We start from the raw sequence: 23587 nt of genomic DNA on the forward strand, positions 1-23587 counted from the left end.
GTTTTCGATGGCGCAGCGTATCGTCCCGTTGATCATGTGCGGCGGTGCCGGAGCGCGGCTCTGGCCCGCGTCGCGCGAGAACCGGCCGAAGCAGTTTCTGTCGCTGTTCGGTGGCCGCTCGACGTTTCAGGATACGCTTGCGCGGGTCGGCGACGGCGCGCTGTTCGATCGCCCGATCGTCATCACCAACGCAGCCTATCGCTTCACGGTGCGCGAGCAACTCGCCGAGATCGGGCGCGATGCGGACATTCTGCTTGAGCCTTGCCGTCGGGATTCCGGCCCCGCGATTGTTGCGGGCGCGGCATTCGCCGCGGGCCGCGATCCGCAGGCCGTGGTGCTGGCGCTTGCCGCCGATCATGTGGTGGGTGATGAGGCGGCCTTTGTCGCGGCCTGCCGCCGGGCGGTCGAGGTCGCGGCCTCCGGAAAGATCGTGACATTCGGCATCAAGCCCGAGCGCGCGGCGACGGAATACGGCTATATCCAGGCCGGCGGCAAAATCTCGGGCGACGTGTCGTCGGTCGCGAAATTCATCGAGAAGCCGGACGAGGCGGCGGCAGCGGCTTACGTGCGGGACGGCTTTCTCTGGAACAGCGGCAACTTCATGTTCGGCGCACGGGCGCTGCTCGATGAGTATGGACAGACCGACGCCGCCAGTGTCGCGGCTGCGTGCGAGGCGGTGACGCAGGCGGGCAGCGATCTCGGCTTCGTGACGTTGCAGGAAGACGCCTTCGCGCGCGCTGTGCCGATGTCCATCGACTATGCGGTGATGGAGAAGACCTCGCGCGCGGCGGTTATCCCGGTGTCGTGCGGATGGTCGGATATCGGCTCGTGGCATGCGGTGTGGGAGTTGTCGCCGAAGGATGAGGATGGCAACGCGGCACAGGGCGCGGCGGTGTTCGAAGGCGCGAAGAACTGCAACGTCTCCTCCGACAAGACATTGGTGGCGCTGGAAGGCGTCGAGGATGTCGTGGTGGTGGCGACGCAGGATGCGGTGCTGGTGTCCCGGCAGAAAGATCCCGGCGCGCTCAAGCGGCTTGTCGCCAAGCTGAAGAAGGTGCGTCCGCAGGTGACGGAGGATCACCTCAAGGTGCATCGCCCGTGGGGATCGTATCGGTCGCTCGATACCGGTGAGCGGCATCAGGTGAAGCAGATCGTCGTCAAGGCGGGCGAACGCCTGTCGCTACAGAAACATCACCACCGCTCCGAACACTGGATCGTGGTGCGGGGTGCGGCCAGGGTGACGATCGATGCCCTTGAGACAATCGTCCACGAGAATGAATCGGTCTACATTCCGATCGGGGCGCTGCATCGGCTGGAGAATCCCGGCCAAACTCCACTTGAATTGATCGAGGTCCAGACCGGCAGCTATCTCGGCGAGGATGACATCATCCGCATCGAGGACGATTATCGCCGTTAACGGATTTTGGAGGCATTCCAGCCCCAAACGCGATCTGGCGCTGACATCTTTTGAATCAAAACGTGTTCTGACACCCCATCCAAAGGGTCGGCGGGGCGATTTCGCCGTGCTAGGAAAACGGCGCGGGGTTCCGCGATTCAGGGGTAAAAAGATCAATGACTTCCAGGAATTCGACGCGCGGCAACGGGGATTTGCGCGTGGGTGTTATCGGCGCGGGCGTGATGGGCAGCAACCATGCGCGCGTTTTGGCGCAACTGCCCGGTGTGAAACTCGCGGGCGTTGTCGATCCTCTGGCCGAGAGCCGTTCGCGCATCACCGGCTTCGTCGATTGCCCGACTTTCGCGACCGTCGATGAACTGCTCGCGGCCGGTGTCGATGCGGTGACCATCGCGGCGCCGACCCACCTGCATCGCGACGTGTCGCTCGCCTGCATCGCCCACGGCGCCCATGTTCTCGTCGAGAAGCCGATCGCGACCACCGGCGCGGAGGGACGCGAGATCATCGATGCCGCCCGCAAGAAGGGCGTGACGCTGATGGTCGGTCATGTCGAACGCTTCAATCCCGCCGTCGCCACGATCAAGGAAGCGATCCGGGGCGAGGAGATTCTGTCCGTCGCCATCACGCGCGTCGGCCCGTTCCCGCCGCGCATGTCGAATGTCGGTGTGGTGATCGACCTTGCCGTGCACGACATCGATCTCATCCGCTGGTTCACGGGGTCCGACATCGTCGAGGTGCAGCCGCAGCTCACCAGCGCGGTGGCGGAGCGCGAGGACATCGCGCTCTTGCAATTCCGCACCGCCTCCGGCGTGCTCGCGCACATCAACACCAACTGGCTGACGCCGTTCAAGGCGCGCACGGCAACCATCGCGACCCGCAACAAATACATCCAGGGCGATCTGCTGACGCGGCAGGTGACGGAGTGCTTCGGCTTCCAGCGCGATGGCAGCTATTCGATGCGGCATCTGCCGGTCGGTCATGACGAGCCGCTGCGCGCCGAGCTGATGGCGTTCATCAAGGCGATCAAGACCGGGAGCGCGCCCGCGATCACCGGTGAGGCAGGCGTCGCCAGCCTCGAGATCGCGATCAAGTGCCTCGAGACACGGCCCAAGCCCGTGGCGGCGCCTCAGCCGCACGCGGCTTCCAACTAATCGCTTCTCCATTTTCCTTTTTCGATTGGTGACATTCCATGAATCCACGCCCCGATCCTGTCGCGTTTATCGATCTTGGCGCGCAGCGCCGCCGGCTCGGCTCCGCGATCGATGAAGCCGTCGGCCGCGTGCTGACGCATTGTCAGTTCGTCAGCGGTCCTGAAGTCGCGAAACTCGAAGCCGATCTCGCGGCGTTCTGCGGCGCGAAGCATGTGATCGCCTGCGCCAGCGGCACCGATGCGCTGCTGATGGTTCTGATGGCCAAGGAGATCGGCCCCGGCGACGCCGTGCTGGTGCCGTCGTTCACCTTCTGCGCCACCGGCGAAGTTGTGGCGCTCACCGGCGCGACGCCGGTGTTCGTCGATGTCGATGAGGCGACTTTCAACATCGATGTTGCCTCATTGAGGCGCGGCATCGCGACCGCCCGCAAGGCGGGATTGAAGCCGAAGGCGATCATTCCCGTCGATCTGTTCGGGCAGAGCGCCGATCACGATGCGGTGGCGAAGGTCGCCGCCGAAGAGGGCCTGTTCGTGCTGGACGACGCCGCGCAGGGATTTGGCGCGACCTACAAGGGCAAGCGGCTCGGCACCTTTGGTCTCGCGACCGCGACGAGTTTTTTCCCGGCCAAGCCGCTCGGCTGTTTCGGCGACGGCGGCGCGATCTTCACCGACGACGCATCGCTCGCGGAGAAACTGCGCAGCGTGCGCGTGCACGGGCAGGGCAGCGAGAAATACGACAATGTGCGGCTTGGTCTCACGGGACGCCTCGACACCATGCAGGCGGCGGTCCTGATCGAGAAGCTGAAAATCTTCCCCGACGAGATCGAGGCACGCAACCGCGTCGCCAGCTATTACGCCAGGGGCCTCGATGGCGTGGTGAACGTGCCGAAGGTGCCGGAGGGCAACATCTCGGTCTGGGCGCAGTACACCATCCGCGTCAAGGACGGCACCCGCGAGGCGTTCGCCGAATCCTTGAAAGCCAGGGGCGTGCCGACCGCGATCTACTATCCGAAGTCGATGCACCAGCAGACGGCCTACCGGCATTTCCCGGTCGCGGACGGCGGCCTGCCGGTCTGCGAGATGCTGTCGCGGGAGTGCATCAGCCTGCCGATGCACCCCTATCTGGACACGGCGACGCAGGACCGCATCATTTCGGCTGTGCGCGACGCGGTTGCCGGCTGACATAGCCATTTTGCGGCGGCGGCCGATGCGCTAGAAGCGGCGGATGCTCGGCCGGATATTCACCGTTGGCGGTTATACGCTGCTGTCGCGCCTGACCGGGTTCGCGCGCGACATCATGCTGGCCGCGATTCTCGGCGCGGGCCCGCTGGCGGACGCCTTCTTCGTGGCGCTTCGGCTACCGAATCATTTCCGGGCGATTTTCGCCGAGGGCGCGTTTAACGCGGCTTTCATCCCGGCCTACACCCATGTGCAGGGCAAGGGCGGAGCGGACGCGGCGCGGCTGTTCGCCGACCGCATCTTCACGTTGCTGTTTTCGAGCCAGCTCGTGCTGCTGGTGGTGGCGTGGCTGTTCATGCCGCAGGCGATCTCGCTGCTCGCGCCGGGCTTCTCGGACGATCCCGGCCAGCGCGAGCTTGCGATCGAACTGACCCGGATCACCTTTCCGTATCTGCTGCTGATCACGCTGGTCACGCTCTATGGCGGCATTCTCAACGTCATGCATCGCTTCGCCAGCGCGGCGGCAGCGTCGATCTTCCTGAACCTGTCGATGATGATGACGCTGGCGCTCGCGGCGTTCTTCCCGACCGCCGGCCACGCGGCGGCGTGGGGCGTGCTGATTTCCGGCTTCCTGCAATATTTCCTGCTGGCGGGAGACGCGGCGCGGACCGGCGTGCTGCCGCGCTTCGCCAGGATCAAGTTCGACGAGGATGTCACCGGGTTTTTCCGCACGCTCGGGCCAGCGACGGTCGGCTCGATGGGCACGCAGATCGCGCTGTTCGCCGACACCATCATCGCGACCTTCCTCGCCTCCGGCGCGCTGTCCGCGCTTTATTATGCCGATCGTCTGAACCAGTTGCCGATCGGGGTGATCGGCATCGCCATCGGAACCGTGCTGCTGCCGGACATGGCGCGGCGGATCAGCGCCAACGATCATGCGGGTGCGATGGCGGCGCAGCGGCGCGCCTTCGATTTCACGCTGCTGTTCTCGGTGCCGTTCGTCGCGGCGTTCCTCACGGTGCCCGATGTCATCATGCGCGCGATGTTCGCGCGCGGGGCCTTCACCAAGGCCGATGCCGCCGCCGCAGGCGCGACGCTCGCGGCCTATGCGGTCGGGCTTATTCCGTTCGTGCTGATCCGCAGCGCGGTCGCGACCTTCTACGCGCGCAAGGATACCGCGACCCCGGTGAAGTCGGCGCTGACGGGGATCGCCGTCAATCTCGCGCTGAAACTCGCGCTGGTCGGATCACTGGCGCAGATCGGCCTCGCGCTGGCGACGGCGGTCGGGCAGTGGGTCAATCTGTTGCTGGTGGTGGGCTTCGCGATCAGGCGGGGCTTTCTCGACATGGACCGCGCCTTCGTGCAATCGCTCGCGAAATTCGCCGTCGCGGGAATTGTGCTCGCCGCTGCCTTGTGGGGGGCATCGCGCGCTTCGGCGCACTGGATCGCGACATTCCCCGCCGCGCGCGACGAGATCGCGCTGCTGCTGCTGGTTGTTGTCGGGGCCGTTGTTTATGCAGCGCTCATCGGCGCGCTGTTCGGCATGCGCTGGCTGAAGGCACTGGTGCGGCCGTAGGGTAGACGTTTCCGTCATTGCGAGCCAACGGGTCCGCGCAAAGCGCGGCCCGATGACAGGCTCCGCGAAGCAATCCAGCTTTTGAAGAACTGGATTGCTTCGTCGCATGCGCTCCTCGCAATGACGGCGAGACTTACTTCACCTGCGCGCGGATTTCACCGCCCGGATGCGCCTTGGTGTGGATGTTGACGTACATCTTGCCGTCCTTGAGGGCGGCAGCCTGTGCATCCGTCAGCGTGGCGCTGCCCTCTGCGCCGCTCGCGATGTCCTTGAACGGAACCATGATGCCCGCGTTCTTGCCGGGCTCGGCCGGGCCGTGGAAATGGGCCATGGTGGCGGGGCCGGTCAGCCCGGAATAGGTCACTTTCCAGTTCAGCATTTTGGAGGCGGTGTCGTAGGTGACATCGGCGGTGCCGGTGGCCTTGCTGTCGTTGGGCGGCACTTCGTTCGCGCCGGTGAGATTGAGCTTCATGGTCATCTTTTCGGCGCTGGCCGGAGAGGCCAGCGCAATCGCTGCGAGCATCACGGCTGCGGCTCCAATGGTTTTGCCGTACATGGGATTCTCCTTGGCAAGGGAATGAAACGATCGATCCGATAACCCCGGTCGGTACGATTTGGTTCGCTGCTGGCGGAAGTTTGATCGGAGGACTAATATTGGCCGATCAGCAGGGACTTTTGGACGATGGCTTTTCCGGTGGCGTTGACGATTGCGGGCTCGGACACGATTGCCGGTGCGGGCATTCAGGCCGATCTGAAGACGTTTTCCGCGCTCGGCGTCTACGGCACCACCGTCATCACGGCGCTGACGGCGCAGAACACCAGGGGGGTTTCCGCGATCAACGAAGCGCCGGCTGATTTCGTCAAAAGCCAGATCGATGCGGTGATGAGCGATCTGCCGGTCGGCGCGGTCAAGATCGGCATGACCGCCTCGCAGCCGATCATCGAGGTGATCGCGGAGCGGCTGGCGCACTGGCAGGCGAAAAATGTTGTGCTCGACCCGGTGATGATCGCGACCTCGGGCGACCGCCTGCTGGCGGATGGGGCGATCGAGGCGATGCGCACCGTGCTGATGCCGCGCGCCACGCTGGTGACGCCGAACCTGCCGGAAGCCGCCGCGCTGCTCGACGAGCAGATGGCCCAGACGGAAGACGAGATCGCCGATCAGGGCCGCCGCATCCTGAAGCTCGGCGCGCCTGCGGTTCTCATCAAGGGCGGTCACGGTGCGGGGCCTTCGAGCATCGATTATCTCGTCACCGCGAATGGCGTGGTGTCTTTCGTTGCACCTCGCATCAATACGAGGAACGTACACGGCACCGGCTGCACGCTGTCGTCCGCGATCGCGGCGGGGCTGGCCAAGGGCGAGGGGCTTGAGGCGGCGGTGAGGCAGGCGAAGGATTACGTCAGCGCCGCCATCGCCAATGCGGACCGGTTGCAGCTCAGCAACGATCACGGCCCGATCCATCATTTTCACACCTTCTACTGAGCGCGATACCGCGCTTGTCGTCGAACTGTCGCATGGCGCTGTTACCCCCGATCCATCGTAACTCTCCGATTCCCGGAGCCTGTCTGGATCGCCACGATGAACACGGACCTCGATCGATCGACCGTTGAAACCGCTTATGCCCGCTGGGCGCCGATCTATGACGCGGTGTGCGGACCTGTGATGGTCAAGGGGCGCCGCGCGGCGGCGGCCGCGGCCTGCGCCATCGGCGGCAAGATCCTCGAGGTTGGTGTCGGCACCGGGCTGTCGTTCGACGATTACAACGCCGCGACGGAAATCACCGGCATCGACATGAGCGCGCCGATGCTCGCCAAGGCGCGGGCGAAAATGGCGAGCGGCCGTTATCCGCACGTCAAAGACGTGTTGCAGATGGACGCGCACAAAATGTCGTTTCCCGATGGAACGTTCGATTGCGTCGTGGCGCAGTTCGTCATCACGCTGGTCGCCAATCCCGAGCAGGTCCTGTCCGAATGCCATCGGGTGGTGAAGCCGGGCGGCCGGATCATCCTCGTCAATCACCTGTATTCGGAAAAGGGTGTCGCGGCGGCGGTTGAGCGCTGGGCGGCGAAGCGCACCCGCGCGCTGGGCTTGCGGCCGGAATTCCCGTTCTCGCGGCTCGCCGCGTGGGCGCAGAACGACAATGCGACCCTCATCGAGCGGAGGAAGGTCGCGGCTTTCTACACGCTGGTTTCCTTTGAGCGGACGGGGCCGGTCGCGGCCTGAGGCCGAGCCTGTTTCGTCATTGGTCCGTCACACAAATCTGCTAGCTGCACGCCCATGGAAAAAGCCCTCATCTCCGATGGCGCTCCGGAACGAACCTTCCGAACTCTGTTCATTTCGGATGTGCATCTGGGGGCAAGGGGATCGCAGGCCGAGCGGCTTCTCGATTTCCTCCGCGTGCACGACGCCGAGACGATCTATCTGGTCGGCGACATCATCGATGGCTGGGCGCTGAAATCGAACTGGCACTGGCCGCAATCGCATAACGACTTCGTGCAGAAAATGCTCCGCCGCGTCCGCAAGGGCGCGAAGGTGTTCTACATTCCCGGCAATCACGACGAGTTCCTGCGCTCCTATTACGGCACGCATTTCGGCGGCATCGAGGTGGTCGAGCAGATCATCCACGAAGGACTCGACGGCAAGAAGTACCTCGTCATTCACGGCGATCTGTTCGATCTGGTGGTGCAGAACGCGCGCTGGCTCGCGCATCTCGGCGACAAGGCTTACGATCTCGCGATTCAGGCCAACCGTCTTGTGAATGTGTTCCGCCGCATGTTCGGCTCGCCTTACTGGTCGCTGTCGCAATGGGCCAAGCAGAAAGTGAAGAACGCGGTGAACTACATCGGCGCGTTCGAGCAGACACTGGCGGCGGAAGCGCGCAGGTATGAGGCGGATGGCGTGATCTGCGGCCATATCCATTATGCCACGATCCGCGATTACGACGGTATCCGTTACATGAATTGCGGCGACTGGGTGGAAAGCTGCACCGCTTTGGTCGAGCATCACGACGGCCAGTTTGAAATCCTGACCTGGACCGTGCCGCTGCGGCAGACCGCTTCTGCACCCGCGATCAAGGCACAGGCCGCCTGATGCGCATTCTGATCGCGACCGACGCCTGGCACCCGCAGGTCAACGGCGTTGTCCGCACCCTGACGATGATGGCGGATGCGGCCCGCGATCTCGGCGTCGATGTCTCGTTTCTCACGCCGCAATCCTTCGCCACCGTCGCGCTGCCGAGCTATCCCGATCTGCGCGTCGCCATTCCCGGCCCGGCGCGGATCGCCAGACTGATCGCGGATGCGCGCCCCGACAATATCCATATCGCGACCGAAGGCCCGATCGGCTTGCTGGTGCGCCGCTATTGCCTGAAGCGGGGGCTGCCGTTCACCACGAGTTTCCACACCCGCTTTCCGGAATATGTGTCGGCGCGCTCGCCGATCCCTGAATCATGGGTGTGGAGGGGCCTGCGGCGGTTTCATGCGGCAAGCCAGGCGGTGATGGCGGCAACGCCCGCGCTGGCGGAAGAATTGCGGGAGCGCGGTTTTTCCCGTGTGGTGCTGTGGCCGCGCGGGGTGGACACCGACCTGTTTTCGCCGCGGCAATTCGATCTCGGGCTGCCGCGTCCGATTTTCCTGTCGGTCGGGCGCGTGGCGGTCGAGAAAAATCTGGAAGCGTTTCTCTCGCTCGATCTTCCCGGCACCAAACTTGTCGTGGGCGATGGCCCTGCGCGTCACGAACTCGCGCGTAAATATCCGGATGCGATTTTCCTGGGCGCCTTGCAGGGCGAGCAGCTCGCGCAAATCTATGCCACGGCGGATGTGTTCGTTTTTCCCAGCCGCACCGATACGTTCGGGCTGGTGCTGCTGGAAGCGCTGGCGAGCGGCGTGCCGGTAGCGGCGTTTCCCGTCTCCGGCCCGAAGGATGTGATCGGCGATGCGCCGGTCGGAGTTCTCAGCGAAGACCTGGGTGCTGCCTGCCGCGCGGCTCTGGCCATCTCTCCCGAGCAATGCCGGGCGTTTGCGCTGAACCACACCTGGGAGAGCTGCGCGCGCGCTTTCATCGACAATATTGTCCACGCGCGCCGCGACAGCCAGCATTCCACGCGCACGGCAGCGTGAAGCCGCGCGCCTTGATCGGCCATGGCCCGCCGCGATAAGACGGGAGCATGACCGATCCTTCCTTGCCCGTTTATGCCGACATCGAGGCCGCCGCACGGACGCTTGCGCCGGTCGCCGTCAGAACCCGCCTGTTCAATTCGCCCGCGCTCGATGCGCAGACCGGCGCGCGCGTCTTCATCAAGCCGGAAGTGCTGCAACGGACCGGCTCGTTCAAGTTTCGCGGCGCCTATAACCGGTTGTCGCTGATTCCGCAGGCGGATCGCGGGAAGGGCGTGGTGGCGTTCTCGTCCGGCAATCATGCGCAGGGCGTCGCGGCGGCGGCACAGTTGCTGGGCTTGCCCGCGACCATCGTGATGCCGGCGGACGCGCCCGCGTTCAAGCGCGAGAAGACCAGAAGCTACGGCGCGCGCGTGGTGCTGTACGACCGCGACCGCGAGAGCCGCGAGGAGATCGCGCAGCAGATCGCCTCCGAAAGCGGAGCGACGCTGGTGCCGCCGTTCGACGATCCGCGCGTCATCGCGGGGCAGGGCACGGCGGGCCTCGAGATCGCCGAGGATCTGCGGGCGCTCGGTGTTGCCCCCGACATCGTGTCCGCACCGGCGTCCGGCGGCGGGCTGATGGCGGGCGTTGCACTGGCGATCCATCATCACTTTCCGCAGGCGAAATTCCTCACGGCCGAGCCGGAGGGATACGACGATCATGCGCGCTCGTTCGCGGGCGGGCAGCGCCAGCGGCATCACGCGCAGAACCGCACCTTCTGCGACGCCCTGATGGCGCCCGAGCCGGGCGTACTGACATTCGCGATCAACCATCGGCTTGGCGCTGGCGGCGTCACGGCGACGGATGCCGAGGTCACGCAGGCGATGGCGTTTGCGTTTCGCGAACTGAAGCTCGTGGCCGAGCCGGGCGGCAGCGTGGCGCTGGCGGCGCTGCTGGCGGGGCGGATGGACGCGCGGGGCAAGACCGTTGTGATCGTCCTGTCCGGCGGCAATGTCGACGCCGGGCTTTATGCCGATGCCATTCGCGAGAACGCGGGTTAGCTGAAAAACGCGATCCGCTCGGCGTGGCTCATGCGACGGATTGGCGCAAGCAGGTCCGCCCGGCCGTTGGACGGCCGCGTCACGACACCCTGTGCGATCAGGCTGGCACCAAGGGATGCCTCATGCACCGGGTCGAAGGGCGGCAGCGGAGCGATCTCGGCTTCGATGTCGGCCCAGAGATCTTCGGAGCCGCCGCCTTCCGCTTCGGCCGCCACCGTGCTTTCGGGCGCGGGTTCGGTGGCTGAAGCGACATGCGGCAGGCTCGCCGCCGTCGCCACGGCCGGGACTTCGGCAGGCACGGGCTCGGCCATTGGCTGAGGGGCCGGTTGCGAAGCCGAAGCCGTCATGATCGAGCGCGGCGCGGCGGCCACGGGAGCAGGCTCGTCTTGCGCCGGAGCCGGCTCGGGTTGCGGCAGTTCTGCAAACGGTGCGGCAGGCGCAGCTTCGACGGCGGCCTCCAGAAGGGCCTCGGGGATCGAAGCAACGTCTTCAAGAGAGGCGACTTCGGGCGCGGGGATTTCAGGTGCAGGGGCCTCGGGCGCGATGGCTTCCATCGCGGCCTCGATCTTCGCGGTCACGGCTTCCGCAACGGCCGTTTCCACAAGGGGAGGCTCCACAGCGGCAGGTTTTGCAATAACAGGCTCTGTAACGGCGACCTCAGGCTGCGGTTCAGGCTGGAGAACTTGAGCAGGGGCAGGCGCTGACTCAGCCATGATTTCGGATGCGTGAGGGCTGCCTGCGCTCTCGGCTGTCGCCGGGGCTGCGTCACGGTCCTGCGAAACTGCGGTGTCGAGGGCCGCCAGCATCCGGTCGCGGATGGCCTCCAGAGGGAAGTCGTCGCAGGCCGCCTCGATGGCGCGAACCTGTCCGTCGAGGATGTTGCAGATACGCGGGTCCGCCCCGGATTCCCGCAAGCCCCAGATGATCTCGCGAATGATCCGGGCGCTTTTGCGCCACGGCAGCAGCGTATGGTCGAATCCGGTTTCGGTGAACTGCTCGCGGATCGCCGTCCTTGCCTTCTCGAGCGTTGTTTCCAGCAGGGCTTCTGAAGGGGCCGAAGTTGCGGCCTCGTGATGCGCCGCACCAATGCTTTGCTCGATCCGCGCCACGGCTTCCAGCACCATGGCGGTATCGGCGTTGCGGTTGCGCTTGGCGTATTCGGTCAGGAACCAGCGTCCGCGCGCGGTTTCCATGAAGGCTTCGCGGATAGCGTGATAATCGGCTTCGGTGGGGACCGCAGCGCTCGCCGAGATGGGCGACAATGCAAAGGCTTCTTCAGCCATGGACGTTACTCACACTCGCCCGCGCAAGTGATAAATCCAAGCGATGACACCAGCTCGCGGGGAAACGGTTCCAGATCGGACAGGTGCATCGAATCTGATTTGAATGAGGCGGGCAATTGGCCAGACTGAGTTATCGACCGACTTATTTTCGCACTACCCCCACAGGGCCGCTTCCGGCGGGTGGACGGTCGAGCCTTCATAGTGCAGGGCAGGCTCGCGGTCCCTGGCCAGCAGCAGCGGGCCGTCGAGATCGACGATGAAAGCTTGCTGCGCCGCGATCAGGGCCGGGGCCATCGCCAGCGAGGTCGCGACCATGCAGCCGACCATGACTTTAAGCCCAAGCCGTTCGGCCTCGCGGCGCATCGCCAGCGCCTCGGTGAGGCCGCCGGTCTTGTCGAGCTTGATGTTGACCGCGTCGTAGCGGCCCGCCAGTCCCATGAGTGAAGCGGTGGCGTGCGCGCTCTCGTCCGCGCAGACCGGGATCGGCCGTGAGATCCGTTCAAGGGCGGCATCCTGCCCCGCAGGCAGCGGCTGCTCGACCAAAGCGACGCCCGCTTCGGCGCAGGCATCGAGGTTGCGTTGCAGGTTGGCGTCGGACCACGCCTCGTTGGCATCCACGATCAAGGCTGCGTCAGGTGCCGCGCGGCGCACGGCAGCGATCCGCGCCTCGTCGCCTTCGCCGCCGAGCTTGATCTTCAGGAGCGGACGATGCGCGGCGGCCGATGTGGCCTGCGCCATCTCCTCCGGCGTGCCGAGCGAGATGGTGTAGGCGGTGGTGAGAGGGCGCGGCGCGGGAAGGCCCGCAAGCTCCCAGACGCGCCGCTTCGCCTCCTTCGCTTCCAGATCCCACAGCGCGCAGTCGAGCGCGTTGCGTGCGGCACCCGGCGGCATCCGCTCGCGCAGCGTCTCGCGCGTGAGTGTCGTCCACTGGCCGACCGAATGTATCGCATCGGCGGCGGCTTCCGGCGTCTCGTTGTAGCGTGGATAGGGCACGCACTCGCCGCGTCCGGTCACGCCGTTGCGGCTGATCTCGACGACGACGACGACGGCTTCGGTCTTGCTGCCGCGGCTGATGGAGAAACGGCCCGCGATCGGCCAGCGCTCGACGTAGACTTGTAGCTGGAAGGGAACAGGGATCATTGAAATGTGACGCTTGGTTGATGACGGGCTTGCCGTTGTGCCACAATTATGGCTCTTAGGAAGTTCTCCGTACAAGCCGGATCGGGAACCGAACGCTCGCGTTGTGTGGCGTAAAAATGCGGGAGCCTTTCGTGAACGGGAATCCAACCCTCGAGCAGACGCCGCTTGGCGCCGGTGTGGCGTTGCGCGCGGCCGGGGAATGGACAGTGCACCATGCGCCCGCGCTCGAGAAACTGGTGGAGCATACCGAGCGCTCCCGTGACGGCAGCCGCGCGGGCCTCGTCATCGACGTCTCGCAGATTTCGCGGATGGATACGTTCGGCGCATGGCTGATCGAGCGGTTGCGCCGTGGTCTCACGCGCGGCGATACCGCGCCGATGATCGCGGGCCTGTCGCCGGATTACGCGAGTCTTGTTGAAGAAGTGAAGCGCGTGAAGGCCGTGCCGGAGCCGGCGAGAGTGCCGTTCGGTCCGATCCGTGCGGTCGAGGCGGTTGGCCGCACCGTGGCCGGAGTCGCCGAGACGCTGCTCGGTCTTCTCAACATGACGGGTTCGATCCTTCATGCGTTCTGGCGTGTGATTCTGCATCCGAGCCACTTTCGCCTGACGTCGACTGTCCATCAACTTGAGCAGGTGTGCTGGCGCGCGGTGCCGATCGTGGTGCTCATCACCTTTCTGATCGGCTGCATCATCGCCCAGCAGGGCATTTTCCAGTTCCGCAAGTTCGGCGCGGACGTGTTCGTGGTCGACATGCTCGGCGTGCTGGTGCTGCGCGAGATCGGCGTGCTGCTGGTCGCGATCATGGTGGCGGGCCGTTCGGGCAGCGCCTACACCGCCGAACTCGGCTCGATGCGGATGCGCGAGGAGGTCGATGCGCTACGCACGATGGGGTTCGATCCGACCGAGGTGCTGATCCTGCCGCGCATCCTCGCGCTGGTGATCGCGATGCCGATCCTGGCGTTCCTCGGCGCGATGGCGGCGCTTTACGGCGGCGGTCTCACCGCGTGGATTTACGGCGGCGTGCAGCCGGACGCTTTCCTGTCGCGGCTGCGCGAGGCGATCTCGATCAACCATTTCACCGTCGGCCTCGTGAAGGCGCCGTTCATGGCGCTGATTATCGGCATCATCGCCTGCGTCGAGGGCGCGGCGGTGCAGGGCAGCGCGGAATCGCTCGGCAAGCACACCACGGCCTCGGTGGTGAAGTCGATTTTCTTTGTCATCGTCGTCGATGGCCTGTTCGCCATCTTCTTCGCCTCGATCGGAGTCTGAGCGATGGCGAATGCGGCGAACGACGCGATCATCCGGGTGCGCGACCTCACGGTCGGGTTCGGCGAAAGGCTGATCCTCGACAGGCTCAGCCTCGACGTGAAGCGCGGCGAAATCCTCGGCTTCGTCGGCCCCTCAGGTGCCGGCAAGTCGGTGCTGACGCGCACCATTCTCGGCCTGATGCCGAAGCGCTCGGGCACCATCGAGGTGTTCGGCGTCAACATGAACGAGGCCGACGACAAGACCCGCAGCGCCGTCGAGCGCCGCTGGGGCGTGCTGTTCCAGCAGGGCGCGCTGTTCTCCTCGCTGACGGTGCGCCAGAACATCCAGTTCCCGGTCCGCGAATTCATGAAGGTGTCGGACCGGCTGCTCGACGAGATCGTGGTGGCGAAGCTCACCATGGTCGGATTGAGGCCGGAAACCGCCGACCTTTATCCGTCGGAGCTTTCGGGCGGCATGATCAAGCGCGTAGCGCTGGCGCGTGCGCTCGCGCTCGATCCGGAGATCGTGTTCCTTGACGAGCCGACCTCGGGCCTCGATCCGATCAGCGCCGGCGATTTCGACGAACTCGTCATGACCTTGCAGCGTGCTTTGGGGCTGACCGTTTTCATGGTAACGCATGACCTCGACAGCCTGAAAACCGCATGCAACCGGATCGCCGTGCTCGGCGACAGGAAAGTGCTGCTCGTCGGCACCATGGACGACATGCTGGCGTCGCAGCATCCGTGGTTGCGGGAATATTTTCATGGCAAGCGTGCGCGTGCCGTTGTTGCGTAGACCGGAGTTTGGGTAATGGAAACGCGGGCGAACTATCTTCTGATCGGTGCCTTCACGCTGGCCGTGATCGCGGCGGCGTTCGGCTTCGTGTTCTGGTTTCAGAACCTCGGCGCGGTGGCGCAGCGCTCGCCCATCCGCATCATCTTCGAGGGCGCGGCCTCGGGTCTGCGCACCGGCGGCAACGTCAATTTCAACGGCATCAAGATCGGCGAGGTCACCTCGATCAAGCTCGACGATCCGAAGCGCGTGGTGGTGATCGCCTCGGTCGACAAGAGCGCGCCGATCCGTTCCGACACTCTGGTCGGGCTGGAGTTCGCGGGCCTCACCGGCGTGTCGGCGGTGTCGCTGAAGGGGGGTTCGCTGGAGGCGGGTGGCATTCCGGTGGCCGATGACGGCGTGCCGACGCTGACGGCCGATCCGAATGCGATCATGGATATCGGCGAGGCGGTGCGGGCGACGTTGCAGAACGTCAACAAACTCGTGACCGACAATCAGGCAGCGCTGCATGACAGCATGGAGAACCTGAAGACCTTCTCCAAGGCGCTGGCCGACAATTCCAGCCGCATCGACAGCATCATGGTCGGCGTGGATTCGCTGATGGGCGGCAAGGACGGCGAGGGCGGCGAGTTGCAGAAGGCCGCGCGCTCGTTCCGCGAACTGGCGGACAACCTCGACAAGCGGACGGCGGTGCTGACGGCGGACGGGCGGGCGCTGATTTCCGACAGCCGCCGTACGCTCGGCGACATCAGCCGCGCGGTGAATAATTTCGACCGCAATCCGACCCGCGTGCTGTTCGGCGCCAGCACCACCGACAACCGCGCGGCGCCTGCGCAAGCGCAACCGGCTCCATCGCCGGCCCGGCCGCATCGTCCACCGGCGCGATGAACGTCACGGCGCGCGCGGGACTGGATGACCTGCGGGTCATCGGAGACATCGGCGGCACCCATGCCCGCTTCGCGCTGGCGCAGCATGGCGCGTACAGCCATGAGCAGCGCAGCGATGTCGGCAAATACAACTCGCTGTTCGAGGCGATGCAGGATTATCTCGCGGCGCTGCCGCCGGGTTTGAAGCCATCGACGGCGGTGATCGATGTCGCGGGGCCGGTGCGCGGCGACGAGATCAGGATGACCAATCTTGCCTGGTCGTTCTCGGCGACCGACATGAAGCAGCGGCTTGGCCTGAAAGTCTTCCGCGTGCTCAACGATTTCGCGGCGGCGGCCTCGTCCATTCCCCATTTGCCGAAGGCCGATTGCTTTGCCATCGGGCCCGATCTGCCGGGCCTGAACGGGCCGGTCGGCGTGATCGGTCCCGGCACCGGCCTCGGCGTCGGCGCGCTGGTGCCGAACGGCGAGCGCTGGACGCTCATTCCGGGAGAGGGCGGGCATGTCAGCCTGCCGCCGTCAGATGCGATGGAAGACCGCATTCTCGTCATCCTCCGCAAGCGGTTCGGCCATGTATCCGCCGAGCGCGTGTTGTCGGGCGCGGGTCTCGTCAATCTCTATCAGGCGCTGTGCGAGATCGACGGCGTGGCGGCCGCGCCGCTGACGCCCGCCGATGTCACCGACCACGCCATGCGCGGCACCGACCCGGTTTGCATGAAGGCGTTCGGGCATTTCTGCGAGATGCTCGGCACCGTCGCGGGCGATCTGGCGCTGACGCTCGGTGCGACCGGCGGCATCTATATCGCGGGCGGCATCCTGCTGCGCTTCAAGGAGGCTTTCGCGGCCTCCGGTTTCCGTGCGCGGTTCGAGAGCAAGGGCCGCTTCCGCGACTGGCTGCGGACCGTTCCCACGCCTTTGATCCTGGAAGAATCCCCGGCGCTGCTCGGGCTTGCGAACGTGCCGATCGAGACGGATGCCTGAAACAAAATAAAAAAGCGGAAGCCTGAGGCTTCCGCTTTTTTTATTTCATTCGTTCGCGCGGCTGTCAGCCGAGGCGGCCCGCGGCGTGGGCGAGCAGGGTGTAGACCAGCCCGGTCTCCGAGGTCAGATGGCCGCGCAGCACGGTCGGGCCGCGTTCGTCACGCGATACGTCATCCAGCAGCCGCTCGAACTCGTTGATGTAACGGTCCACGGTCTGCTTGAAGGCGCGGTCGGCGCGATACTTGCGGGCGACCTCGTCGAACGCCTTCTGGCCCGCGGGCGTATAAAGGCGCTTGTTGAAGGCCTTGCGCTCGCCGCGCTGGTAACGGTCCCACATCTCGGCGGCGAGATCGCGATCCACCAGACGCGAGATGTCGAGCGACAGGGCGTCCAGCGGATTGCCGCTCGGGGCGCGGGCCGGCTGAGAGGAGCGGCCGCGTTCGCTGACAGTGGCGTCGGTACGGTTGAGGAGGTCCGAGAGCCAGCCATCGCGCGCCTGATCGGAGCCTGCCGGGCTGACGGACGGCGCTTCGGTGCGGCGGCCGTTCGGCGCGCCGAGATCCGGCGGCGGCAGGCTGGAGGCGCTGCCATTGCCATAGTCGCGGCCGCGCGAGGCGGGCGCGGCGGCGCGGCTGCTGGCCACCGCCATCGCCGGTTCTTCCTCGCGCTGGCGCGTCGTCGATGCAACGTCGAGGCCGCGGCCATGGCGGGCGACGATGCGGTTGAGTTCGGCCAGGGCTTCGATCTGGTCGACAATGACCTTGCGCATCTGCGCGGTGCTCTCGGATGCCTCCTGCGGCAATTCCAGCACGCCGCGGCGCAGATCGGCGCGGGTGGCGTCGAGTTCCTGATGCAGTTCGGCGGCCATCTGCTTCATCGAATGGACGATGTTGCCGAACTTGTCGGATGCTTCCGCGAACATGCTGGCTGCATCCTGGGTGCCGCGATCGTAAATCTCGCCCATCGCTTCGAGCGTCTGGCGGCGCTCGTCCTCGACGGCCATGCGCACGGCCTCGAACTGGCGGCCCACCGCGGAGGAGCTTGCCCCGGCGCTTTCGGCGACGACGCGGGCGATGTCGCGCGCGCGCAGTTCGGCGGCGTTGAGCGATTCCTCAAGCAGGCTGACGAAGCGGCTGAGGCGCTCGTCGAGGTCGAGGGTGCGGGTGTCGATGGTGGTGGTGAGCTGCTCCAGGAGACCCTGACGCTCGGCGACGGACTGGGTGGTCCGTTCGTTGCTCTGCTCGACCGTGCGGACGGCCTCGGAGAGCATGCGGCCATGGCTCTCGAACTGGGTCGAGAGGCTGCTGAGGCCCTGCAACGCGCCCGTGGTGGATTCGTTGAAGGTGCGCAACTGCTCTTCCAGCGCGCTGGTCGAGGCGCTGTTGCGGCTGGTGACATCGTTGAGCGCGGTGACGAAATCGGCCACGCGGGTGACGAGCGCGCGCTCAAGCGAGTTGAGGTTTTCGTGAGCGCCGGTGAGCACTTCCTGCAACAGGATATTGCCTTCACGCAGCCGCTCGAACAGCGCGACGGTATCGGTGCGCAGGATCTTGCTGGTCTCCTGCATTTCGGTGACGGCGGCGGTCGCGACCTGGCGCGACTGGTCGATCGCGGCGCGGGTGCTGGTCTCGACATCCTTCAGCGCCTTGCTGACGGAGCCGGTGGCCAGTTCGCTCGCGGCGGTGATCTGGCGCGAGATGTCCGAGCTCTGATTCATCAGTTGCACGGTGAAGTCGCCGCTCTGGGTCTCGATCGCCTTGAGCGCGCTGGTGGTCGCGCCGCTGATCGTATGGGCGAACTCGTGGGTCTTGGTGCCGAGCGCCTCGACAAGCTGCGCGCTCTTGCCGTCGATCATCAGGCTGAGCTGGCTGCTTCTGTCGGCGAGGGTCGTCGCAAGCTGCCCGCTCTTGTCGCCGAGGATGGCCGCGAGCTGTTCGGTCTTGGCGGCGATGACATCGGCGAGCGGAGCGCGCTTTTCATCGAGGATGGCTGCGATGCGGTCGGTCTGCTCGCGGACGCCGCCGGTGATTTCCTCGACCTTGTTGTTGAGGGACTGGCCGAAGTTTTCGGTGCCGGTGGCGATGGTGCGCTCGATCTCGGCTGAAGCCGACTTGATCTGGGCGCTGGCGTTGTTGGAAGCGAGAAAGAGGGTGCTCTCGCTCTCGCGCGCACTCGTCTGGATGGTGCGCTCCATCTCGGTCGTGGTGGCGCGCAATTGCGAGCCGACTTCGCCGGACAAGGCGAGCAGCGACTGCTGGGCGTTGCGCGCACCGCTCTGGATAGCCTCGCTGGTTTCCACGGCGAGGTTGGCCAACGAGCGCTCCGAATCCTCGACGCGGGCCTTGATGCTCTGCGTGATTTCCTCGGTGCGCGAAATCAGGGCCTCGCTGGCCTTCTGTCCGCTCGCCTCGACGCGGCTGGCGGCGGATTCGACACGGATGTCGAGCAGGTTCTCGAAACGGACGACGCGGGCCTCGATATCGGAGGCGACCGAACCAGCGTGGTTCTCGATGCCCTGCTGCATCTCGCCGAAGCGGGTGGAGAGGGTATCGGCGAGCGCCGTGCTCTGCGCGTCGATGGTCTGGGTGACGGCTTCGGCGCGCCTGTCGAAGGAGTTTTCGAGCGCGGAGAGGCGCTGGTCGATGGTGTTGTCGAACGACTTGATCGTGGTGTCGAGCGACACTTCCAGCGTGGTGACGCGGGAATCGAGGGCGTTCTGGAAGACGCCGAGACGCTCGTCGAGGTTGTCGCGGATCTGCGCGCCGTGCGAGGTAACGCGGGTGTCGAAGGTGTCGACGTAGTTTTTCAGATTGTCAGCGATGTTCTGGGTGTGGTTGCCCATGCGCTCGACGATTTCGCCGCCATAGGTCTTCACGGTGCGGTCGAATTCCGCGACGTGACGCGTGATGAGCGCGCCGAGCGTGCCGCTGTCGCGGGCGAATTTCTCGGCCAGCTCGCCACCCTGTTCGCGCATCAGCGTCTCGAACGAGGCGATGTGGGAGGAGAGGGCTTCGTGCGAGCTTTCGGTCTGGCTCGCGACCTTGGCGACCAGCGTGTTGATGGTGACGTCGAGCGATTCGCTGACCTTGTCGCTGCTGGTGAGAATGTGGTCCGCAAGGCGGGTGCTGGCTTCGTCCACCTTCGCGGCGAGGTCGATGGAGCGCAGGTCCATCTCGTTCAACAGCGAGTCGCCGGAATTCTTGAGGGTGTCGTGAACCTGCTCGGTGCGCATCGTGATGCCATCGACGATGGCGTTGGCGCGCTGTTCGAAGTCCCCGGTGATGCGCTCGACGCGGTCGTTGAGCAGTTCATGGATGTTGTCGGCGAGTTCGGCGAATTCGTCGTGGATATGGCTGGTCTTGAAATTGAGGTTGGCGGTGAGCTGTTCGCTCGCCTCCATGACCGCGTTGGCGGTCTGGTTGCTGGCTTCCTCGAGGCGGTCGAGCAGGTCGCCGCCGCGCTCGCCGAGCGCGATGATCATGTTGTCGCCGGCGGCGGCGAACGCGCCGGTGATGTGATCGCTGCGTTCTTCCAGCATGTGGGTGATGTTGTTCGTCACCTCGTCAACGCGCGCGGCGATGGCGTCGCTGATGATGGCGATGTCCTGGCGCAGGTCGATCTGCACGCCCGAGATCGCGTTGCGAACCTGCTCGGCCTGACCGACGAGGTTGTCGCGCTGGGTGGAGATGTCCTGAAGCAAAGCGCGGATGCGGACTTCGTTGTCGCTGTAGGCGCGTTCCAGCGCGGAAACCTCGTTGGTGACGAGGGCTTCGAGTTCGCCCGCGCGCGCGATGGCGCGCTCGACGCCGTCGCCCATCGCCGCGACTTCGCGGCGGATCGCCTGACCGACGGTGACCATGGCATCGCTGGCGACATGCTCGGGTTCGGAGAAGCGCACGGCCATCTGCGCCATCGACTGAGCGATCATGCTCAGTTCCTGGCTGCGCGATGACACGCTGGCGAGGAAATAGAACAGCAGCAGCGGCGTGACGAAGACCAGGGCGAGGCCGACCAGCGCCAGCGCGCCGCCGTTCGAACCGATCATGGCTTCGAGCGCGGGCAGGAAGGAGACGATCAGGAAGCCCGCGGCGGCGATCCATAGTCCGGAGAAAATGGCGGCGAAGGTATAGGCGCTGCGGCGGGGGCGGCCGCGCTGAAGCGATTGCAGGACCGTGCCGATGGCTTCGCGGTCGTCATTGGCGGCCTGACGGCCGAAACGGGCGTCGCCGAAATCGTTTTCGGGTGCGCGAAGAGGTTCGTTGGACAGGGACGAGGGGTTGTCGGCCGCATGCGATGGATCGGAGATGTTCAGCGCTTCCTGAATCGCGGAGAGGGCGACTTCAGTTGGGTCTTTGACCTTCGAATTTTTCGCCATTTACTGGTACGCCCTTGTTTATTCACGCACTTAAGGAAGGGAGCCGCGGCCATGTGCCGCCACGCCAGCCCGTCCTTGCCACATCGCGCAGGCCATGACTGCCGCGGATAGTGGCTTGTCCCCCATTTCCGCCAACATCCTATTGGCTGATTGGATCGAATGAAATGGCCCGCGTTAAGAACATTTTAATCATCGTTAACACGACCCGCGCCATCCCTTTCAAAGCCGCTGTTTTAGCGGCCGTCTGAAATTGTGGCGAAATCGTGTTGCTGGGGACAGAGCCGGTTTGGAAAGATTGCGTTAACCGAATCCGTGTTCGCTGGCGGTCCGGCCGTCCTGCGGGCAGGGTGCGATGCAGTTTTCGATCGAACAGGTTCCCTGGATGCCTTCGCCGCCGCTGGTCCCGACGCCAATGCCTCTCGACTTGTCCTATCTGCGCAGCATGACGCTCGGCGACGCGCGGCTCGAGCGCGAAGTGCTGGAGATGTTCAAGGCGCAGACCCGCGACCTGCTCGCGCAACTCGCGCCGCGACCTGAAAATGCCGCCGAGCTTGCGCATACGCTGAAAGGCTCCGCGCGCGCGATCGGTGCCTTCGAGGTCGGCGAGGCGGCTTATGCGCTCGAAAGCGGACTTGACGCGCGCGGCGACTTCGCGGCCGTGTTCAAGCAGCTTCAGGGCAGCGTCGACGAGGCTTTCGAGGCGATCGACGCGCATCTCGCGGGCGGCAATTAATCCAGATAATCCGCGGCTTGACGCTGGTATGACGCTGTTGGAGCGGCTATAGACTGCTGCGAACTCACTGCCGCATCCAAGAGATCCATGGTCAAAATCAACTTCATCGATCACGCCGGCACCACCCGCACTGTTGACGTCGATGCCGGCGCGACGGCGATGGAAGCCGCCATCCGCAACGCCGTTCCCGGCATCGATGCCGAATGCGGCGGAGCGTGCGCCTGCGCCACCTGCCACGTCTATGTCGACGAAGCCTGGCAGGAGAAGGTCGGGCCGCCTTCGCCGATGGAGGAAGACATGCTCGATTTCGGTTACGACGTGCGTCCCAATTCGCGCCTGTCCTGCCAGATCAAGGTCACCGACGAACTGGACGGTCTCGTGCTGCGAACGCCCGAGCGGCAGGCCTGAGCGGCCGCCGACTGATTAGAATTTCTCTATTCCTACAGTCTGTTAGCCGCATAGCTGGGGGTGGTATTTTAGCCCTTTCCCCGGCGGCGATCCTTGGCTAGACAGACGCCGACAGCGGCCGCCATTTTGGCCCGGGCCGCTTCCATTCCATTTTACGGCGACGAAACACCATCATGAGCGAAGCGATCAAGACCGATGTGTTGATCATCGGCGCAGGCCCCTGCGGACTGTTTGCGGTTTTCGAACTCGGCCTTCTCGACATGAAGACTCATGTCGTCGATATCCTCGACAAGATCGGCGGCCAGTGCGCCGAGCTTTATCCCGAGAAGCCGATCTACGACATTCCCGGCATTCCGATGGTGACGGGACAGGGCCTCACAGAGGCGCTGATGGAGCAGATCAAGCCGTTCAATCCGACCTTCCATCTCAACGAGATGATCCAGAGCGTCGAGAAGATCGGCGATCCCCTGTTTCGCGTCACCACCGATGCGGGCAAGGTGTTCGAGACCAAGGTCGTCGTCATCGCCGCGGGCGGTGGTTCGTTCCAGCCCAAGCGTCCGCCGGTGCCGGGCATCGAAGCCTATGAAGGCACCTCGGTGTTCTATGCCGTGCGCAAGATGGAGCAGTTCCGCGACAAGGAGTTGCTGATCGTCGGCGGCGGCGATTCCGCGCTCGACTGGACGCTCAATCTTCACCCGCTCGCCAGGCGCATCACGCTGCTGCATCGCCGCGACGACTTCCGCGCCGCACCGCACAGCGTCGAGCAGATGCGCAAGCTCGTGGCGGACGGCAAGATGGATCTCAAGATCGGTCAGGTCACCGCGCTCGAAGGCGAGAACGGCGTGCTCAAGGGCGCGCAGATCAAGGGCGCCGACAATGCGATGTCGGCCATCTCCTGCGATACGATCCTGCCGTTCTTCGGTCTCACCATGAAGATCGGTCCGGTCGCGGAGTGGGGCGTGACGCTTGAGAACAATCTGATCCCGGTCGGTACCGAGACGTTCGAAACCAACGTCCCCGGCATCTTCGCCATCGGCGACATCAACACCTATCCCGGCAAGCTGAAGCTCATTCTCTCCGGCTTCCATGAAGGCGCGCTGATGGCGCAGAAGGCCAGCCGTTACGTATTCCCGGAAAAGCGCGTCGTGTTCCAGTACACCACGTCGTCCTCGAGCTTGCAGAAGAAGCTCGGCGTGAATTGAGGCTGCGCGGATCAAGTCCGCGCATGACGCCTTGTGTTTTTTGTCACGGTTTCCGCCTGGCAAT

General features: G+C 64.9%; 20 protein-coding genes. 16 read left to right on the forward strand and 4 right to left on the reverse strand.

Going from position 1 to position 23587, the window contains the following annotated elements; genetic code table 11:
* The first annotated feature begins 7 nt into the window (after positions 1-7).
* From AFIC_RS05410 to murJ, 4 genes are all read left to right on the forward strand, one after another.
* On the forward strand, positions 8-1417 hold the full coding sequence (locus AFIC_RS05410; protein WP_275248125.1) for a mannose-1-phosphate guanylyltransferase/mannose-6-phosphate isomerase: 1410 nt from the start codon (positions 8-10) through the stop codon (positions 1415-1417).
* Positions 1418-1572: 155 nt separating this feature from the next.
* Positions 1573-2565 carry a Gfo/Idh/MocA family protein gene (locus tag AFIC_RS05415; RefSeq protein WP_275248126.1) on the forward strand — a complete coding sequence of 331 codons (993 nt, stop codon included), beginning with the start codon at positions 1573-1575 and terminating at the stop codon, positions 2563-2565.
* A 38-nt stretch (positions 2566-2603) separates the two neighbouring features.
* Positions 2604-3746: a DegT/DnrJ/EryC1/StrS family aminotransferase gene (locus tag AFIC_RS05420; RefSeq protein WP_275248127.1), complete on the forward strand. Its 1143-nt coding sequence runs from the start codon at positions 2604-2606 to the stop codon at positions 3744-3746.
* 43 nt (positions 3747-3789) lie between these two features.
* The gene (gene murJ / locus AFIC_RS05425) at positions 3790-5319 is read left to right on the forward strand and encodes a murein biosynthesis integral membrane protein MurJ (RefSeq protein WP_275248128.1); all 1530 of its coding nucleotides are present in this window, start codon (positions 3790-3792) and stop codon (positions 5317-5319) included.
* A 133-nt stretch (positions 5320-5452) separates the two neighbouring features.
* On the opposite strand, the gene AFIC_RS05430 is transcribed toward murJ, so the two are convergent.
* A complete protein-coding gene (locus tag AFIC_RS05430) occupies positions 5453-5875 on the reverse strand; it encodes a CHRD domain-containing protein (protein WP_275248129.1) in 423 nt (140 codons plus the stop codon).
* A gap of 126 nt (positions 5876-6001) precedes the next feature.
* On the opposite strand from AFIC_RS05430, the gene thiD reads away from it, so the two are divergent.
* The 5 genes from thiD to AFIC_RS05455 all read left to right on the forward strand — a co-directional run bounded on the left by thiD (position 6002) and on the right by AFIC_RS05455 (position 10478).
* Positions 6002-6802, forward strand: a complete 801-nt coding sequence (gene thiD / locus AFIC_RS05435; RefSeq protein ID WP_275248130.1) for a bifunctional hydroxymethylpyrimidine kinase/phosphomethylpyrimidine kinase — start codon at positions 6002-6004, stop codon at positions 6800-6802.
* Between the two features lie 96 nt (positions 6803-6898).
* Positions 6899-7543 (forward strand): class I SAM-dependent methyltransferase, encoded by a 645-nt coding sequence (locus AFIC_RS05440; protein WP_275248131.1) that lies wholly within the window; start codon positions 6899-6901, stop codon positions 7541-7543.
* A 54-nt stretch (positions 7544-7597) separates the two neighbouring features.
* Entirely contained in the window at positions 7598-8410 is an 813-nt protein-coding gene (locus AFIC_RS05445; protein ID WP_275248132.1) for a UDP-2,3-diacylglucosamine diphosphatase, read from the forward strand.
* Positions 8410-9438: a glycosyltransferase family 4 protein gene (locus AFIC_RS05450; RefSeq protein WP_275248133.1), complete on the forward strand. Its 1029-nt coding sequence runs from the start codon at positions 8410-8412 to the stop codon at positions 9436-9438. The genes AFIC_RS05445 and AFIC_RS05450 overlap by 1 nt, the downstream gene beginning before the upstream one ends.
* Positions 9439-9485: 47 nt before the next feature.
* Positions 9486-10478, forward strand: a complete 993-nt coding sequence (locus tag AFIC_RS05455) for a threonine ammonia-lyase (RefSeq protein ID WP_275248134.1) — start codon at positions 9486-9488, stop codon at positions 10476-10478.
* Here AFIC_RS05455 and AFIC_RS05460 read toward each other — a convergent pair.
* Complete coding sequence (locus tag AFIC_RS05460; RefSeq protein WP_275248135.1) at positions 10475-11761, reverse strand: hypothetical protein; 1287 nt, start codon at positions 11759-11761, stop codon at positions 10475-10477. The genes AFIC_RS05455 and AFIC_RS05460 overlap by 4 nt on opposite strands.
* Positions 11762-11914: 153 nt before the next feature.
* The gene (gene dgcA / locus AFIC_RS05465; protein ID WP_275248136.1) at positions 11915-12901 is read right to left on the reverse strand and encodes an N-acetyl-D-Glu racemase DgcA; all 987 of its coding nucleotides are present in this window, start codon (positions 12899-12901) and stop codon (positions 11915-11917) included.
* A 131-nt stretch (positions 12902-13032) separates the two neighbouring features.
* On the opposite strand from dgcA, the gene AFIC_RS05470 reads away from it, so the two are divergent.
* The 4 genes from AFIC_RS05470 to glk are packed head-to-tail and all read left to right on the forward strand — an operon-like array spanning position 13033 to position 16805.
* A complete protein-coding gene (locus AFIC_RS05470) occupies positions 13033-14169 on the forward strand; it encodes an ABC transporter permease (protein ID WP_275248137.1) in 1137 nt (378 codons plus the stop codon).
* A gap of 3 nt (positions 14170-14172) precedes the next feature.
* Positions 14173-14943, forward strand: coding sequence for an ABC transporter ATP-binding protein (locus AFIC_RS05475; RefSeq protein ID WP_275248138.1), 771 nt, complete (start codon positions 14173-14175; stop codon positions 14941-14943).
* Between the two features lie 15 nt (positions 14944-14958).
* Positions 14959-15828: an MlaD family protein gene (locus tag AFIC_RS05480; RefSeq protein ID WP_275248139.1), complete on the forward strand. Its 870-nt coding sequence runs from the start codon at positions 14959-14961 to the stop codon at positions 15826-15828.
* A complete protein-coding gene (glk, locus tag AFIC_RS05485) occupies positions 15825-16805 on the forward strand; it encodes a glucokinase (RefSeq protein WP_275248140.1) in 981 nt (326 codons plus the stop codon). The genes AFIC_RS05480 and glk overlap by 4 nt, the downstream gene beginning before the upstream one ends.
* A 64-nt stretch (positions 16806-16869) precedes the next feature.
* Here glk and AFIC_RS05490 read toward each other — a convergent pair whose 3' ends face one another.
* Complete coding sequence (locus tag AFIC_RS05490; RefSeq protein WP_275248141.1) at positions 16870-21180, reverse strand: apolipoprotein A-IV repeat region-like domain-containing protein; 4311 nt, start codon at positions 21178-21180, stop codon at positions 16870-16872.
* 352 nt (positions 21181-21532) lie between these two features.
* On the opposite strand from AFIC_RS05490, the gene AFIC_RS05495 reads away from it, so the two are divergent.
* From AFIC_RS05495 to AFIC_RS05505, 3 genes are all read left to right on the forward strand, one after another.
* Entirely contained in the window at positions 21533-21913 is a 381-nt protein-coding gene (locus AFIC_RS05495; protein WP_275248142.1) for an Hpt domain-containing protein, read from the forward strand.
* 87 nt (positions 21914-22000) lie between these two features.
* Positions 22001-22321 (forward strand): 2Fe-2S iron-sulfur cluster-binding protein, encoded by a 321-nt coding sequence (locus AFIC_RS05500; protein WP_009337011.1) that lies wholly within the window; start codon positions 22001-22003, stop codon positions 22319-22321.
* Between the two features lie 173 nt (positions 22322-22494).
* On the forward strand, positions 22495-23523 hold the full coding sequence (locus AFIC_RS05505) for an NAD(P)/FAD-dependent oxidoreductase (protein WP_275248143.1): 1029 nt from the start codon (positions 22495-22497) through the stop codon (positions 23521-23523).
* The last annotated feature ends 64 nt before the right edge of the window (positions 23524-23587 follow it).

The sequence above is a fragment of the [Pseudomonas] carboxydohydrogena genome (assembly GCF_029030725.1).
Classification (GTDB): domain Bacteria; phylum Pseudomonadota; class Alphaproteobacteria; order Rhizobiales; family Xanthobacteraceae; genus Afipia; species Afipia carboxydohydrogena.